The 16,674-nt window shown below is 39.4% G+C and carries 15 protein-coding genes and 1 tRNA gene; 5 read left to right on the top strand and 11 right to left on the bottom strand.

What is annotated here, in order from left to right:
- Position 1 precedes the first annotated feature (1 nt).
- Complete coding sequence (locus tag ACST13_RS08475; RefSeq protein WP_459522759.1) at positions 2 to 2,866, bottom strand: tetratricopeptide repeat protein; 2,865 nt, start codon at positions 2,864 to 2,866, stop codon at positions 2 to 4.
- 157 nt (positions 2,867 to 3,023) lie between these two features.
- Here ACST13_RS08475 and ACST13_RS08470 point away from each other — a divergent pair, with 157 nt between their 5' ends.
- Positions 3,024 to 4,787 carry a M61 family metallopeptidase gene (locus ACST13_RS08470; RefSeq protein WP_459522758.1) on the top strand — a complete coding sequence of 588 codons (1,764 nt, stop codon included), beginning with the start codon at positions 3,024 to 3,026 and terminating at the stop codon, positions 4,785 to 4,787.
- Here the strand turns inward: ACST13_RS08470 and ACST13_RS08465 are convergent.
- Together ACST13_RS08465 and ACST13_RS08460 are read right to left on the bottom strand one after the other, a co-directional pair.
- Positions 4,784 to 5,020, bottom strand: a complete 237-nt coding sequence (locus ACST13_RS08465) for a hypothetical protein (RefSeq protein ID WP_459522757.1) — start codon at positions 5,018 to 5,020, stop codon at positions 4,784 to 4,786. The genes ACST13_RS08470 and ACST13_RS08465 overlap by 4 nt on opposite strands.
- Positions 5,020 to 5,457, bottom strand: a complete 438-nt coding sequence (locus ACST13_RS08460) for a peptidylprolyl isomerase (RefSeq protein ID WP_459522756.1) — start codon at positions 5,455 to 5,457, stop codon at positions 5,020 to 5,022. Before ACST13_RS08460 ends, ACST13_RS08465 begins: the two co-directional genes overlap by 1 nt.
- A gap of 73 nt (positions 5,458 to 5,530) precedes the next feature.
- On the opposite strand from ACST13_RS08460, the gene ACST13_RS08455 reads away from it, so the two are divergent.
- Entirely contained in the window at positions 5,531 to 6,274 is a 744-nt protein-coding gene (locus ACST13_RS08455; RefSeq protein WP_459522755.1) for a tetratricopeptide repeat protein, read from the top strand.
- Here the strand turns inward: ACST13_RS08455 and menD are convergent.
- The 6 genes from menD to ACST13_RS08425 form a co-directional block, all read right to left on the bottom strand.
- Complete coding sequence (gene menD, locus ACST13_RS08450; RefSeq protein WP_459522754.1) at positions 6,260 to 7,870, bottom strand: 2-succinyl-5-enolpyruvyl-6-hydroxy-3-cyclohexene-1-carboxylic-acid synthase; 1,611 nt, start codon at positions 7,868 to 7,870, stop codon at positions 6,260 to 6,262. The genes ACST13_RS08455 and menD overlap by 15 nt on opposite strands.
- Before the next feature lie 35 nt (positions 7,871 to 7,905).
- A complete protein-coding gene (locus ACST13_RS08445; RefSeq protein ID WP_377982372.1) occupies positions 7,906 to 8,769 on the bottom strand; it encodes a sigma-70 family RNA polymerase sigma factor in 864 nt (287 codons plus the stop codon).
- Positions 8,770 to 8,831: 62 nt separating this feature from the next.
- Positions 8,832 to 10,985, bottom strand: a complete 2,154-nt coding sequence (gene pnp / locus ACST13_RS08440; RefSeq protein WP_459522753.1) for a polyribonucleotide nucleotidyltransferase — start codon at positions 10,983 to 10,985, stop codon at positions 8,832 to 8,834.
- Positions 10,986 to 11,100: 115 nt separating this feature from the next.
- The gene (gene rpsO, locus ACST13_RS08435; protein ID WP_377977958.1) at positions 11,101 to 11,376 is read right to left on the bottom strand and encodes a 30S ribosomal protein S15; all 276 of its coding nucleotides are present in this window, start codon (positions 11,374 to 11,376) and stop codon (positions 11,101 to 11,103) included.
- 74 nt (positions 11,377 to 11,450) lie between these two features.
- Positions 11,451 to 12,890 carry an LptF/LptG family permease gene (locus tag ACST13_RS08430; RefSeq protein ID WP_459522752.1) on the bottom strand — a complete coding sequence of 480 codons (1,440 nt, stop codon included), beginning with the start codon at positions 12,888 to 12,890 and terminating at the stop codon, positions 11,451 to 11,453.
- A gap of 11 nt (positions 12,891 to 12,901) precedes the next feature.
- Positions 12,902 to 13,294, bottom strand: a complete 393-nt coding sequence (locus ACST13_RS08425; protein WP_459522751.1) for an START-like domain-containing protein — start codon at positions 13,292 to 13,294, stop codon at positions 12,902 to 12,904.
- Between the two features lie 135 nt (positions 13,295 to 13,429).
- On the opposite strand from ACST13_RS08425, the gene ACST13_RS08420 reads away from it, so the two are divergent.
- Together ACST13_RS08420 and ACST13_RS08415 are read left to right on the top strand one after the other, a co-directional pair.
- Positions 13,430 to 13,503, top strand: a tRNA-Met gene (locus tag ACST13_RS08420).
- Between the two features lie 33 nt (positions 13,504 to 13,536).
- Positions 13,537 to 13,995: a deoxycytidylate deaminase gene (locus ACST13_RS08415; protein ID WP_459522750.1), complete on the top strand. Its 459-nt coding sequence runs from the start codon at positions 13,537 to 13,539 to the stop codon at positions 13,993 to 13,995.
- A gap of 167 nt (positions 13,996 to 14,162) precedes the next feature.
- Here ACST13_RS08415 and ACST13_RS08410 read toward each other — a convergent pair whose 3' ends face one another.
- The gene (locus ACST13_RS08410; RefSeq protein ID WP_459522749.1) at positions 14,163 to 14,681 is read right to left on the bottom strand and encodes an FKBP-type peptidyl-prolyl cis-trans isomerase; all 519 of its coding nucleotides are present in this window, start codon (positions 14,679 to 14,681) and stop codon (positions 14,163 to 14,165) included.
- 92 nt (positions 14,682 to 14,773) lie between these two features.
- On the opposite strand from ACST13_RS08410, the gene holA reads away from it, so the two are divergent.
- The gene (holA, locus tag ACST13_RS08405; protein WP_459522748.1) at positions 14,774 to 15,820 is read left to right on the top strand and encodes a DNA polymerase III subunit delta; all 1,047 of its coding nucleotides are present in this window, start codon (positions 14,774 to 14,776) and stop codon (positions 15,818 to 15,820) included.
- Positions 15,821 to 15,831: 11 nt separating this feature from the next.
- Here holA and ACST13_RS08400 read toward each other — a convergent pair whose 3' ends face one another.
- Entirely contained in the window at positions 15,832 to 16,569 is a 738-nt protein-coding gene (locus tag ACST13_RS08400; RefSeq protein ID WP_459522747.1) for a hypothetical protein, read from the bottom strand.
- Between the last annotated feature and the right edge of the window lie 105 nt (positions 16,570 to 16,674).

The raw sequence follows: 16,674 nt of genomic DNA, 5'->3' as shown, positions 1-16,674 counted from the left end.
ATTATTTAGGGAAATAGGTTTTCATTAAGGTTTTAGCAGCATCAACGCTTTCTTTATCCTCTGAATTATCAATAATAGATTTTAAGGTGGCCTTAGCTTGGGCAAGATTTTTAAGCTCAAACAAATTTTTAGCTAAAATTAAATAGGCTTTTCCTAAGGTAGCATCTGCCACTTCGGCAAATTCATTTCTGAATTTCTCCAAAATCATCTCATTCGATGTTGCATAATTGCCCTTTGCATTATTTAATTGAATAATATCAAGGAATAATAAAGCTGATTGTTCTATTCCGTCAGCTTCTTTTGTAGCAGACGCGTGGTATTCCTGGTAGGCAATTAGAGCAGAATCTAATTCAGTTAATTTAAGATAGGATTCAAGGATGCGTTTATTCGAACGAATAATGACCGTTGAATCCACTCCTTTTTCCTTTAATAATCGGTAGTGAACAATAGCATTCCGATAAGCTGCTGAATCAAATTCGATATCAGCAACCTTCGTGATAACGGAATTTAAAGATGGATGAACGTTTTGTTCAATCACCTTTTTGTAAAATTCAAAAGCTAGTGCCTTATTATTAGACCGATTCGCTGCATCAGCTATTAAGTAGGTTACTTCGCTAACACGTTCATCAGCAGGGAAATGTGCTATGAAATTTTTCAAAGGCTCGATAGCCTTATCGTATTTTTCACCTAAATAAATTCCTTTAGCCGCTTGGTATTCTAAATCGGTCTTTTCTTCATCATTTAGGCTGCCATTTTGGTACATATTTAAATAAGCAGTCATTTCCTCTGGACGTCCTACCCCATTTAACTCTTCCTGAAGACCCGCCACGGCATCTTTTGCAAAAGCTTCTTTCGCGTACTTTTCGATGACCACCTTATAATCCGTAATGGCTTTCTCCGGCTGCTTCGAATTCGAATAGGATTGCGCTCTTTTTAAGATAGATTCTGCGTAATAGGGACTATTAGGTTGATTTATTATCAAATCGGTGAATCCTGCGATTGCCTCAGTATATTTACCCGCACGAAAGGAGATTAGATTTTCTTGAAAACTAGCGTCATCACCAAACTTCGTATTAGGAAACGACTTCTTTAAGGCTTGAAAGGTTGCTTTTGCTTCTGCATCCCGCTCTAAGTAAACTAGCGTGATCCCTTTTTGATACATCGCATAATCCTTCTCCGTTTTTACATTTTCTATCGCTTGATTATAATAAGTTAATGCTTCGCTATAATTCTTAGCTACTAAATAGGTGTCTGCTAGACGAAGAAGTGCATTTGCATTGGCTTTTCCGGATGGATTTACCTTCAATTGGTCTACGTAAGTCTTGAAATAGGTATTCGCATTAGTGAATTCTTTTACTGAGAAATAGGCATAGGCAATACCAATACGGTTTCTTTGTAGGAAATCTGCTGAGTGTTTGCCTGTTAATAAAGGCTTGTACACCTGAATAGCGGCATCGAAATCTTTTAATTGAGAAAGACACTCTGCTTTTCCGAAAGAGGCTTCATCCATTAGGTTTTGATTAGCCGCTTGTGCGATGGCTTGGTCGAAAAAGCTAAGGGCTTCTTTGTATTGCTCCTGGTTGTACGCCTTTATTCCTAAATTATAGGTAAGCGTTTGATAGGCTACCTTCATTTCATCTGAAATCGAAATGCCCGATTTCATCAAAGCCGTTGCTGGTTGCAAAGAGGATAATTTTAAAAAGGCATCGGCGGCGAAACTTTGGTAAGCAGCCGTAAATGAACTACTAGCATATTTTTTTCCAAATTGTTCAATAGCTTTTAATCCTTCTAACCACTTTCCTAAATCGATGGAAATGCTAATGGATTTAAATTGAGCCTCTTCTTGCTGATTCAAATCAAAAACTAAAGCTCCTGATTGATTGAATGCCGTAGCAGCATCCGATTTTTTTCCTAGCTTTAATAAGGCTAAACCTTGAAGATAAAAGGCTTTTTGGCCTAAAGAATCATTTTTTAATAATCCCGTAATCGATTGAATAACATCCTCGTATTTATCAATTGAATAAAGTGCAAATCCCTTTTTATAGGTCGCAGCCTCATTTTTATGGACTGTCAAGTAATCGCCAAAGCTTTTTGCTGCCTTCGCATACAATCCTTTTTTAAATTGAACTTCGGCCACTAATAAGGCTAAATCAGGGTGTGTGGAGATAATAGGCTCCGCATACTTTAATAGTTCATCCCATTGGGCAGTTTGCTGATAGGAAGAGATTAACCAATAAGGTAAGTCTTTGCGGAATTTAGAATGACCGTTTGACTTCTTAAAATCAGCAATGGCTTCCAGGTAATTCTTTTGTTGGTAATGAATCACACCCGCATAATAAGCTGCAGAAAAGGCATATTCTTCATCTGGGTCCGTCTTTACTTCATTGAAAAGAGCTAAAGCATTATCGAAGTCTTTTGTCTCAAAATAGGCCACTCCTAATTTATAACGCGCTTCTACGTTGCCTAATGAAGAACTTTCTAAGTAACGAATCGCTTTCGCGTAATTAGCTATATCATAGAAATACAATCCAATTCTTCTGAAAAGTAAATTACTTTGTGGGCTATTCGGGTGGTTCAGATTGAAATGATAACCTAAAACATCAATCTCGGGTTGATTTAAATAAAGAGAACATAAGACCTGGTAGTATTCAGCTAAAATTACTTCGTTTTTAGTCGGATCAGATTGCCTGCTTAAGTAGTTTGCGAACTCCTCGCGCGCTGCTACATAGTTTGCGGCATCGAAATATTCTTTTCCTTGATTAAAATGAATCTGATTACTCTCAAAGGCCAAAGACTGTTGAGCGAAAGACGAGAAATGAAGGGATAAAAAGAGGACGAGGCAGTAAAAGGATGATCTAAATACCATAGGTTTATTGTCAATTATCACGACTAAACAATAATACGATTTTTATGTCAAATAATTGTTTAGAGATTTAGAATTATTTGGAAAAAAATAGCACATGTTAGACTATACGGCTGATTTTTATAATTTTACTAAAATCTATTTCTCAACAAAAATATATATGAATTTAAAACTAGTATTATTCGGTGTTTTACTGTCGTTCTGCAGTTTAGCAGTACCCATCAAGCACGAGATCAGGATGTCAGAGCCTTTTTCTCATTATTTTGAAATAAAAACGACAGTAGATGTCAGCAAAGAAATCAATTTTGTCGATCTAAAAATGGCTGCCTGGACACCAGGATCCTATTTAATTCGGGAATTTGCTAAAAATGTAGAGTCTGTTTCGGTGGAATCCGCTGGCCAAAAAATCACCATTTCTAAAATAAACAAAAATACATGGCGTGTTTCTCTGAGCCCAGGTCTCAAGCAAGTTTCTGTTAATTACCGAGTCTATGCCTACGAAATGTCTGTTCGCACGTCTTTTCTAGATGACGCACATGGTTACATAAATCCAGCCAGCGTGTTGATGTTTGCACCTAAGTTTGCTGCATTACCTCAGGAATTAAGTATTATTCCGTACAAAGACTTTAAAAAGGTGTCGACCGCGATGAAAAATGTAGGCGGCTTCAATTATGTGGCTAAGAACCTAGATGAGTTGATAGACTCCCCTATTGAGATTGGGAATCACAAGGTTTGGGACTTTAAAGTGAACAATATTCCTCATCAAATAGCCTTTTATGGCCCAGCGAAAGTCGATTCAGTCAAATTCCTAGCTGATGTAAAAAAGATGGCTGAAGAGGCTCAGAAAGTGGTAGGAGAACATCCATGTGATCATTATTTGTTCATCATACATAATTTAAATCGGGGCGGCGGCGGTCTAGAGCACTTGTATTCAACGACTTGTCAGGTAACGCGTTCTGGATATGAAAGTGTGAAAGGATACCAAGGGATTATGAATTTATTAGCGCATGAATATTTCCATTTGTGGAATGTGAAGCGTATTCGTCCCAAAGCTTTAGGGCCATTTGACTATGAAAATGAGAATTACACGCATAATTTATGGTTATCAGAAGGAATTACGAGCTATTATGCGGATGTGATCAATCAACGCACGGGAATGGTTTCTACGGCGGATTATATCAAGGGTTTAGGGGATGAAATCGCAGGTGTTGAAAATACACCGGGAAATCAAGTGGAATCAGCAGCTGAAGCTAGTTGGGATGCTTGGATTAAATATTACCGCCCTAATGAGAATTCCCGTAACTCTAGCGTTTCTTATTACGACAAAGGCTCTATTTTAGGTGGTGTATTAAATATGTGGATCATTCAGCAAACGAAGGGTGCTAAATGTTTAGATGATGTATTTAAGCTGTTGTACCAAACCTATTATTTAAAAGCAGGTCGTGGTTTTACCGATGCAGAATTAGAAGATGCCTTCTCTAAAGTGGCCGGAGTTTCCGCTGCGGATTTCTTTAAGACGCATATTTATGGAGTGAAGACTCCTGCTTATTCGAGTATATTTAAGGCTTTTGGCTATCAATTCACAGATGCGAACTTAGCGAAATCAATTCCTTATGTAGGGGTTTCTATCTCAGCAGGTCGCGTAATCTCAATTTATAAAGGTGGAGCAGCCTATATGGCTGGATTAAATGTAGGTGATGAGATACTTAAAGTCAACAACGCTGATTTTCCAGGAATCGATAAGTTATTAGCTGATAAGAAACCTGGGGATTCCTTAGTGTTTTCGGTAAAAAGAGATGGAATGGAACGTACTTTCTTAGTGGCGGTGCAACAAACGCCTTTGAAAGCATTTGCTATTGAATCCGATGCTAATCCGACAGAGGCGCAATTGAAATTACGCCATAAATGGTTAGGAGGCAATTAATCTATGTTTTTTGCCATTTCGGCATACATATTTTTAAAGGTCTGTAGGACAAAGTCTTGATAAGAGGAGCTGGATACCAGCTCCTCTATTTCTTTTAGGGAAGAAAAATCCATTACAGAATACTTGTAGCTCTGCTCCAGTTGTGGAGTTTCGAACTTCACGATATACTTCGAATTCCACTCAAAAAGTGAGATTCGCATCTGCGGATGGATTATTTCTTTGATAAAATGCATTAGTCTTGAATGATTTTAACGCTTTGGATTTTATCTCCTTCACGTACTAAATCGATCACTTCTACTCCTTCTACTACCTTACCAAAACACGTGTGCTTACGATCTAAGTGAGCCGTATTATTACGTGAGTGGCAAATAAAGAATTGTGAACCACCTGTATTCGGTCCACGGTGTGCCATCGATAAAACGCCACGATCGTGGTATTGGTTATCTCCAGTTAATTCGCAAGGAATAGTATATCCCGGTCCTCCTGCTCCAGTTCCTTCTGGGCAACCTCCTTGGATAACAAAATCGTTAATTACTCGGTGAAAAGAAATACCATCATAAAAGCCTTTTTCAGCTAAGTCGATGAAATTTTTCACATGGATAGGTGTATCCTCTGTATAGAATTCAATATTCATTAACCCTTTATCGGTTAACATTTCTGCGTATGCCATAATTTTACATTTAATTAAGCTACAAAGATGCGAATGAAATTTGAATTATTTAAATTGTACTTTCTTTCGGAACATGAAATACCTGATAATTTTTATTACCTCTATTGTACTTTTTGCTTGTAGTAACGCATCGGAAGATGAAAAGCGAGAAGCATCGGCTTTCTTTTTACGCGGTAATGCGAAATGGAAGGAAAAAGAGTACCATGAAGCGATTAAATGGTATACGGAAGCCATCGGAAAGCAACCTGATTTCTCAGATGCGTATTATAACCGGGGCTTAATTTACCAAACCTTAGAAAAAAATGAAGAGGCCTTAGCGGACTTTTCGAAAGCAATTGAATTAGATCCGAAATTCGCTCCTGCCCTCTTTAAAAAGGCTGAAATGCTGCAAACCATGGAGCGTTTCGATGAGGCTTTGCCTTCCGCTCAATTATTAGTGAAATCTTTCCCAGATTCAGCGGCTAATTGGACGCTTCAAGGTGATATTCTTTTGCAAAAAGAGGATTTATCGGGGTCTCTGGCTTCTTATGAACGTTCTTTGTCCCTCGATTCTACTTCGGTAGAAACACTGATCAATAAGGGCGTAGTCATGCAAGAGATGAATGATATCGATTTAGCGGAAGCGGTCTTTAAAAAGGCTTTAGCTACCGGGAAATATACCGATTTACTTTATAATAATTTAGGATATCTAGCCATACAGCGAATGCAATGGGATTTAGCAGCTTCTTATGTGAAGAAGGCTTTAGAAAAAGATCCTAAAAATGAGTTGTATTTAAAGAATTGGGCCAAAATTCAGGCCAAATCAAGCCTTAAATAAAGCCATATACCTTTTCAATTCCTCCGCGTTTTCGACTGAATTCGTATGAATTTCTAAAAGTGCTGGGCCTTTGTTTTTGAAAAAGGCATCTAGCTTTAAATCGGAGGTTTTGCTGGCTGAGAAATAGCTAATTTTAGCGTCTTTAGCCGTATTTTCTGCCGTAAAACCTTGTTCGGTTTCCATAAATTCAGTCAATTCCGGTAAATCTTTTGCCCCATCTAGGTTTCGGAAGATACCTCCACCCCCATTATTTAAGACAATAATCCGTAAGTTAGCGGGTAGGTATTTATTCCAAAGCGCATTGCGATCGTATTGAAACGCCACGTCTCCTATAATGGAAATACATAATTTATCTGTTTTTTGGGCTGCTCCTACGGCCGTACTCAAACATCCATCAATACCGCTTGTGCCTCTATTTGCAAAGACCTCCGTTGTATTGAATTTTGCCAAAGTCCAATTAATGTATCTGACTGCTAATGAGTTAGCTACATGAACTTCCGCTGATTCTTGCTCAATCGCCTCTGTAATTTGGTTGTACAAATGAATCTCGGTCCAATTTGGTTGGGCAAAATAATCAGCCTGCAGCGTTGCTATTTTAGTTGAATTCCAAACATTCCAGTTTTTTTGTTTCCACTCCACCCCTTCAATAAATGACGACGCATTCGTATTTATGATATGACTTAAACAAAGAAATGGATCAGGTCTACCGATTGGATTCGGGTGGATTAGCCAAGATTGTTTAGGCTTGTTAGAACGCAAAAATTGCTTAATTCGTTTAGAAACAAAGGATTTTCCGAAGTGAATGTGCAAGTCTGGTTGTAAGGCTGGCCATAAAGACTCGTCCGCTAAAAGTAAATCATGAGCGATGGTACTGCCACAATTCGAGGTTGCATCCCCTATAACTGGAATCCCGTAAGCAGATAAAGTTTCGAAGATCGAATTGTCTTCCATTTGACCTACGGTCACGAGAATTTTCTCTGCTTTAGTGATTTCTTGGTTGAAATAAGAAAAGTCAACTTTATTCTTTGTGCTTTGTGCTTTTTGCTTTGACAGGTTTTGTGGCAGGGAAAAAGTCTCACTTTTTTCCAAGACAAAACCGGGTTCAGGATAAAACGGCTCCCTAATCGGCACATTAATCTGCACTGGTCCTCTTGGTTCCGCTAAGGCTGTCGAAGGTGCTAAAGAGCAATCATCCGTTTCGAAATCAAAAAAGGCTTTGGAATGATTTCCGTACAGGTTTTCTTGGTAAATTGTTTGGCCATCCCATTGTCCAATCCATTCTTTCGGACGGTCTGCCGTTAAAATGATAAGTGGAACTTCTTGAAAGAAGGCTTCTAGGACGGCTGGCGCAAAGTTTACACCAGCAGAGCCTGAGGTACAGCAAAGAATAACCGGGCGATCTTTCTTAAGAGCGATTCCTAAGCCAAAAAATCCAGCTGAGCGTTCGTCCGAGACGGAATAGCAAGTAAACCCACCGTGACGCGTTAAGGCGATCATTAAGGGAGCATTTCTAGATCCTGGGCAAATAATAGCCTCATTTACACCTTGTTGGTATAAAGAGTCTACGAGTTCGATGATGCCTTTAGGAAATGCCATAGCAAAAAAAAGCCTCGTAAGAGGCTTTTTACAACTTATCCAAGATATGTTTTTAGAGCTTTGCTTCGAGAAGTGTGTCGTAAACGACGGATCGCTTTCTCTTTAATTTGTCTCACACGCTCGCGAGTTAAATTAAATTTCTCACCGATCTCTTCTAAAGTCATCGCATGTTCGCCATTTAAGCCAAAATACAAGGTAACCACATCAGCCTCCCGTTGAGTTAAGGTAGAAAGCGCCCGTTGTACTTCACGACGAAGTGAATCGTTAATCAAACCAGAATCTGGTTTGTCCTCAGAATCATTCTCTAATACGTCTAAAAGTGAGTTTTCTTCACCTTGAACGAATGGAGCATCCATAGAAACGTGACGACCTGAAATTTTCAAGGTGTCTACCACTTCTCCAGTTGAAATTTCTAAAACTTCTGCTAATTCTTCAGGAGATGGCTCACGCTCGAATTTTTGCTCTAATTCAGAGAAAGTTTTTGAAATTTTATTCAAAGAACCTACTCTATTTAAAGGCAAACGTACGATACGAGATTGCTCTGCTAAAGCTTGAAGGATCGATTGACGAATCCACCAAACAGCATATGAAATGAATTTAAAACCACGAGTTTCATCAAAACGTTGTGCTGCTTTGATCAAACCTAAATTTCCTTCGTTAATTAAGTCACCTAAGCTAAGACCTTGGTTTTGGTATTGTTTTGCAACGGATACCACGAAACGAAGGTTTGCTTTCGTTAAACGCTCTAAAGACAATTGATCCCCTTCGCGAATTTTCTGCGCGAGGATTACCTCTTCATCCGGAGTCAATAAATCGACTTTACCGATCTCTTGAAGGTATTTGTCTAGAGATTGACTTTCCCTGTTGGTAATTTGTTTGCTAATTTTTAGCTGTCTCATAAGATCTTACAACAGAATGAATGAGTCGCCCACCGAAGCAGACGACTCAGGATATACTAATATTATTCAGCTGAAGCTGCTGGAGCCTCTGGTTTTTCAGGCTTAGGTAAAAGAACCTTAGCAGATAAACGGAATTTACCCGTTTTCTTATCTACCTCGACTAATTGAACCCGTACTTTATCTCCTTCTTTGAAAACACCGTCCATTGTGTCGATGCGATCCCATGAAATCTCAGAGATATGTAATAAACCATCTTTACCCGGTAAAAATTCCACAAAAGCTCCGAATGCTTGAATATTCTTCACTTTCCCTTCGTAAATCTCTCCTACCTCTGGTAATGTTACGATTCCACGTACCATGCTGACCGCTTTCGCCATCGCATCTCCGTTAGCAGAGAAGATACTTACGTATCCACCATCTTCTTTTTCTTCGATCGTAACAGTTGCTCCTGATTGCTTTTGAATATCTTGAACTACTTTACCACCTGGTCCGATTACCGATCCGATTTGGTCTTTCATAATCTTGATAACCGTAGCACGTGGAGTTTGAGGTTTGAAATCTTCTCTAACGGCTGGCATCGCTTTCTTCATCTCATTTAAGATGTGTAAACGACCTTCTTTCGCTTGAGTTAAAGCTTCCGCTAAAACCTCGTAAGATAAACCTTGTACTTTGATGTCCATTTGGCAAGCTGTGATACCATTTTCAGTACCCGTTACCTTAAAGTCCATATCACCTAAGTGATCTTCATCACCTAAGATATCAGATAATACAGCGTATTTACCTGTTTTAGCATCAGAAATTAATCCCATTGCGATACCTGAAACGGGCGCTTTGATTTTTACACCTGCGTCCATTAAGGCCAAAGTACCCGCACAAACTGTCGCCATCGAAGACGAACCATTTGATTCTAAGATATCAGAAACGATACGTAAAGTATAGGGGAAGTCTTCCATTTTAGGTAAAACCTTCTTAATCGCACGCATCGCTAAGTTTCCGTGACCTACTTCGCGACGTCCTACTCCACGGTTAGGTTTTACCTCACCTGTAGAGAAGCCTGGGAAGTTATAGTGCAACATAAATTTGTTGTACCCTTGTGTCATCGCTTGGTCGATAATTTGCTCATCCATTTTTGTACCTAATGTAACGGTAGTTAAGGATTGAGTTTCACCACGAGTGAAAACAGACGAACCATGTGGCGTAGGTAAATAATCTACTTCACACGTGATTTGACGGATTTCATTCAATTTACGACCATCTAAACGGTAGCGCTCTTGCAATACTAATTGACGAGCAGCTTCTTTTTCGATATCGTGTAAATATACTTTCGCTAATGAAAGATTTACGGTATGATCTTCTGGTAAGGTAGCTATAAATTCGTCTACGATTGCCTTGAAACCAGCTTTACGCTCGTCTTTCTTCGGATTAGCCAACTTAGCTACGGCTAAGTATTTCTCGTAATAGTTTTTCCACAATTCTGCACGTAACTCTTCGTTATGTGTTTCGTGGCTATAAATGCGCTTTTCTGTTTTACCACAGGCGATGGTTAATTCATTCAATGCAGTACACTGAATTTTAATCGCCTCGTGAGCAATACGTAAAGCCTCTAGCATTTCGGTTTCAGAAACTTCGTCTCCTTCACCTTCTACCATTAAAATATCGTTTGCGTTTGCAGCAACTAATAATTCTAAGGAAGCTCCAGCTAATTCGCTTACGCTTGGGTTTACTTTATATACACCGTTGATTTTAGCTACACGGACTTCAGAGATAGGTCCGTTGAATGGAATATCAGATACGGCCAAAGCTGCAGCTGCAGCTAAACCGACAAATGCATCTGGTAATACTTCAGCATCTGCTGATATCAAGTTAATTAATACTTGAACATCTGCATGGTAATCATCTGGGAAAGTAGGGCGCAATGCGCGGTCTACTAAACGAGAGATCAAAATTTCATAATCAGAAAGGCGCGCCTCTCTTTTTAAGAAACTTCCTGGGATACGTCCATTGGACGCAAATTTTTCTTGATAATCTACTGATAAAGGAAGGAAATCAACTCCTTCTTTGGCCTCTTTGTTAGCCACTACAGTAGCTAACAACATCATATTTCCTGATCTTATAACGACTGCTCCGTCTGCTTGCTTGGCTAACTTGCCAGTTTCAATCGAGACTTCTTTGCCGTCTGGCATTGAAATATGCTTTGTAATGATGTTAAATGACATACGATTTTGAATAAATTTCACGCAACCTCGCGTGATTTAAGATTTGTTTGAACGTTTCAAACGTTTACAGCGGGAGAATAAAATAGGGCTCCAATGAAATGGAGCCCTGTTATTCTTATTTACGAATACCTAATTCTAGAATGATCGCACGGTAACGTGTGATATCAGTACGAGTTAAGTAATCTAGTAAGCTACGACGCTTACCTACTAATTTCAAAAGTCCTAAGCGTGTGCTGTGGTCTTTCTTGTTTTTCTTTAAGTGCTCAGTCAGATAGTTGATTCTGTACGTGAATAACGCAATTTGCGATTCAGAAGAACCAGTATCGATTTTAGACTTTGCTTTCCCTTTTGTTTCGAAAATTTCTTGTTTTTTCTCAGGTGACAAATACATCTTTTACCAGTTTAAGTTTTAAATAATTATTGAATTTGCAAAAGTACAATTTTATTGTCTAATAAACAAATGTTCTAGGCGTCTGTTTTGACTCCACTTACCTTGTTTTTCAGTCGGTCCCAAATCACCTTATAGAAGTCCGTTTCAAACAAACGAGAATCTGCTAAAGCGATCTTCAAGAAGTAGGCGCCTATTAATGCTAGGATGGCATTAGCGAGCCATGCTCCTACTTGGTGGATTAAGGCACCTTCTTTGGCCATTTTATCCCCCTGTTGTGTCAAAATATAAAGCAATATAAAGAAGGAAACCGCTACCACTACCGGCACTCCGAATCCGCCTTTCTTAATAATAGCTCCCAAAGGCGCCCCAATCAGGAACATCACTAAAATGGCAATCGCATTCGTGAACTTGTGGTGCCACTCCAGATTCGTCTTGTTTAATTTTGTTTCATAATCCTCTAAAATGACTCTATTCGTTTCACCTGAGGTAATCATGTTTTTCGCCTGTTGAGCTGCTAAATCGAATGGAACGGGGCTTTTTTTAGCTAATTCCTTCTTTAGACGAGGTTTGATCCAATCCGTATTATTAAAGAAGGATAAGGTTTTCTTTACCGGCGTTACATAGTATAAGAAATTGGCGGCAGAGGCCTTAAAGAATCCCTTTCTGACAATGCTGATCGTATTCGCTAAGGAATCTGCGTCATCAGCTAGTTGATTATTATTACGCATGATTTCATGGTGAGCGAATTGTTGCTCATCCGTTTTTTGGAGATCAAAGACAGCTAATGACATCACCACCTTACTTTTCTTGAAATCATGCACCGCTAATTCGGTCGGATTCACCACGGAACCTTGATCCGCATCCTCTAGATAATCTTTTCCATTAAAGAGTTCAAACACTAAATAGCGTTTATTTAGTATTGTATACATCAAAGCCGAATCCGCCAAAGTCACATGGCGATTACCGTCATTGTGCGTATGATCGTAAATAAGGAGGTTTTTCAGCGTCTTATTATCTGGGTACTTCTTCCCTACTTTAATGGAATATCCGGTCAAATCGGTATAAAAAATACCTTCCTTGATATTTAAAGTCGTCTTAGTCGTCTTTATGTCATACAGTAAACTCCAGCCTTTGATATTCGCCCAAGGTAAAGCCACATTCATAAACCAAAACATAAAGAGGCTTAAAAACACGGCCGATACTAAAATGGGACGCATAATGCGGAAAATGGAAATACCCGCACTCTTCAGCGCCGTCAGTTCGAAATTTTCGCCTAATTTCCCAAAAGTCATCAACGAAGAAAGCAATACCGACAAGGGCATCGCTAATGGAATGGTGATCAATGAGAAGTAGAAAAATAGTTCTACGTACACAAAAGCACCCAAATCCTTACCGAACAAGTCTGCAAAGTAAAACAATACCAAACGTAATAGGAAAATAAAGATGACAACGAGAAATGTCAAAGAAAATGGACCTAAAAACGCCTGAAGAACAAGCTTATCAATCTTACGCATCTTAGTAAATCCTAACTACCGACGATTTCTTTCAGTTTGTCGATTAAATAATCCCATAATTCCTGTGCATCGTCTTCAGATTTAAAGCTGGATGCCCCATCAATAATCGTTAGATAGGTAGTATTAGAAACTTCACTCACATCAAGGCTCATCTCAATAATATGTTTTCCTGGCTCCGAATCCTCTTTTTTGAAATCAAATTTTACTGATTTATTCGGCTTCCCTGGCAGAACCGAGGCTGGATGATTTTCATTGTCCCAAATAAATTGTAATTCCTGCGTTCCTCGGACAATTACCTTGTCTGCAAACCATTGTTGTAATCCGGATGGACTACTTAAGTAAGGATATAGCACCTTAGGGGATGCTTTTATCTCATATTCAAAAGTATATGTGGTTTGCGACATATTGATTGTGGTTTAATATAGCTGTAAACAAAGGTATTAACTCTGAGCTAATTCCCAAATCCTGCGCAAAATTAATAAGTATTGTGAAAATATTTGTGTTCTACGGTCGGAACGCTTACCTTTGCGACATAATTTGGCGGGGTAGCTCAGATGGTTAGAGCGTTGGATTCATAACCCAAAGGTCGGCAGTTCGATTCTGCTCCCCGCTACAAGAAATCCCTTTTCGGGATTTTTTTATGCCTATGAAAAAGCCTTCGTTTGATGTGATTTTTATGGAACTAGCTCAGAATCTGGCGCTTCGTTCCCATTGCACTCGCGCTCAAGTGGGCTGTGTATTAACAAAGGATACCCGCATTATTTCTATCGGTTATAACGGTCCACCCGCTGGAACGCATAACTGTGATGATGAATTTGGCGAGGATGGATGTCCTAGGGATTCAAAAGGAAGTTGTTCTTTAGCTCTTCATGCAGAACAAAATGCGATTCTATACGCCTCTAAAAATGGTGTTTCAGTAGAAGGCTCAACGATTTACGTTACTCTTTCCCCCTGTATCTCTTGTGCGCGTATTATTTACAGCATGAAGATCAAAAAAGTAATCTTCTTGAATTCTTATGCGGCTTACAAAGGGTTGGCTTCAGATGAGGGGGTGGATTTTTTGCGAAAGTTTGGGGTGGAGGTGGTTGCATATGCGGATCTTTAATCTAAAATAAAGTATAGAGCATAAAGCACAAAGAATAAAGTTGGAATCAAAAAAGGCGCAAATTGCGCCTTTTTTGATGGTATTAGGAACAAAAAACATTTCATAAGACATCGCCGAAGGCGAATCGACCTTTATTCTTTATGCTTTGTGCTTTATAATTTGTGTTTTTAATGTTGCACTCCCCCTTCCCCATGCACGTGACCGTGGGCAAGTTCGTCTGGAGTAGCTTCTCTGATGTTTAATATTTTGCCTTGGAACATGAGTGTTTTCTCTGCCAAAGGGTGATTAAAGTCCATCGTGACTGTTTCGCCTTCGATGGAAACGACTAAACCCTGCATACGGTTTCCTTGATCATCTGTCATAGGAATGAAGTTACCGATTTGAAGGATGTCGTCAGCGGTTTGATCCTCTGCTTGAAAAATAGATTTAGGTAATTCAATAATGGCATTAGGATCAACATTTCCGTAGGCATCTTCAGCGGAGATGCTAAAATCGAAGGTATCTCCGATAGAAAGGCCTAAAAGATTTTGTTCAAAAGCCTCTGGCAGGCCGCTAAGGCCGTGAATAAAGACCATTGGTTCTTTTTCGTCTACGATTTCCACTACATCTGGTTGCCCGTCTTCGTCTGGAAAAGCAAGTTGGTAGGAAATGTATACGACGTTATTTAGTTGTATTTGTGGATGCATAGCTGTTTTTTTGCCTGCAAACCTACGGGAAATACTTGAGATATTTTTCCATCCCTTTGGTTTTACCTATTTTTGTTTAAATAAATTATCACATGCAACAAAGTGCTTCAGAGGTTTTAAAGGATATTAAGCAGAAAAAGCTGGCTCCTATTTATTTGTTGCATGGCGATGAGCCCTATTTGATTGATCAGTTGGTAGACGCTTTTGAAAAAGAGGTGTTGCCGGAGGATCAGCAGAGTTTTAATCAATTTGTACTTTTTGGCAAGGACCATAGTTTAGGTTCTATTATTGCCACTGCGCGTCGGTATCCGATGATGGCAGAGCGTCAGGTCGTGATTGTAAAGGAGGCGGCGTTCATCGAGGCGATGGCGAAAGCGAAGGAAAATGCGAAGACGAAGGATGATGATTTAAAGGTTTGGGAAGATTATTGTGCTAATCCGACGCCTTCTACCCTGCTAGTGTTGACCGTGAAATCATTGCTTTCAGATAAATCAAAGGTTTTTTCTGCTCTGGTGAAGCATGGCGTGATTGTGACGTCGAAGAAAGTATCAGAGGATAAATTGGGTGCTTGGTTAGTGGATTATTTGGGCCAAAGAGGGGTCAAAATTCAACCCGCAACGGTCGAATTGATGGTTTCTTATGTGGGGGCAGATTTATCTCGCATGGCGCATGAGGCTGATAAATTAATTGTAAATGTGCCGGCTGGCTCCGAAGTGGGTTTGACGGAGGTAGAGAAATACATCGGGATTAGCCGGGAATACAATTATTTTGAGTTCCAAAAAGCCATCATCCAGCGAAATACCGAAAAAGCGCAGAAAATAGCCTTTCATTTTGCCGAGAATGCGAAGCAAAATCCAGTCGCTCCTATGCTGGTGCTTTTATTTAATTTCTTTTCCAAAGTATTGCAAGTCCACGATGTAGGGAATGTCTCTGATGGGGAGATTGCAAAGCTGATTGGGGTAAATCCTTATTTCGTACGAGATTATACGACGGCGGCGAGAAATTACCCGTTGGCGAAGGTCGTGCGTATTATTGAGGCTGTAAAAAATGCTGATTTAAAAGTGAAGGGGGTAATTGGAAGTGCGGAGACAGATCGCGAAATTATTTTGGACTTAAGTTTCCAAATCCTGCACCTCTAGTTAATAGGCCCTTAGTTTATCGGAAGGAAGTCGTCTTCTTTCACATAACCTTGCTGGTTTTCAATCAGGCTATACACCCAAATATCGTGGGTAAACCAATAATTAATTCTATTTCCCTTCTTTAACAGACGTTCCACTGGTGCCGCGGAGGATGGGAAGTCGCGCATGTAGGACTTTTCTTTCGTGATAATCCCATAATTTAAAAATCCGGGGAAGTTAGCAAAGAGCCAAATCAAGGCGATATAGATGATTAAATAACTAAATTGGCTGCCGCGAATGGTCTTTTTTTGAAAGACGGAATAGGTCAAAATCCCCACACCATAAAGTGCGATTAGTAAAAGGAATCCTAGAATCCAGGGGAAGAATTTAAAGTAGAGCCAGTAGATTTGATCCCAAATACTCATTTCAAAGCCATTCAGGCCCTGCTTCTCTCCTATTTCCTCTAAGCGTTTGGAGATTTCGGGTCTGGCATTCGTGGCTTGAATACTGGATAAATAGTATAATTCCTTTAACCAATCGTTTTTCGCTTTCGCGATATAGGCCAGTTTTAGTTTGATATTTTCGGATTCTCTGGGTTTGGTCTTTAAATGAGACAGGTAAATTTTCTCCGCGCTCAAAAGTCGGTTCGCTTTAAACAAGGAATCAGCTAATGCGAGTTGATTTCTATCTATTTGGCTATAAGCTGTTTGGCCAAAACCAAAAGAAAAAACTAGTAGAAATATAATTTTATTTAGAGAAAGGGCTTGCATTATTTAAAAAAGGGTGCTAGTTTTGCACCGCAATAAGGGGAAAAAGTTACTCTTTTGCAAACGAAGGTCAACCCGTAGTTGAACTTCCTTTCGGTTCCAGAGTGA

The sequence above is a fragment of the Aquirufa sp. A-Brett2-W8 genome, from assembly GCF_054558755.1.
Note: the sequence above shows the minus strand (reverse complement) of the source record. Positions and strands in the feature narration are given on the sequence as shown.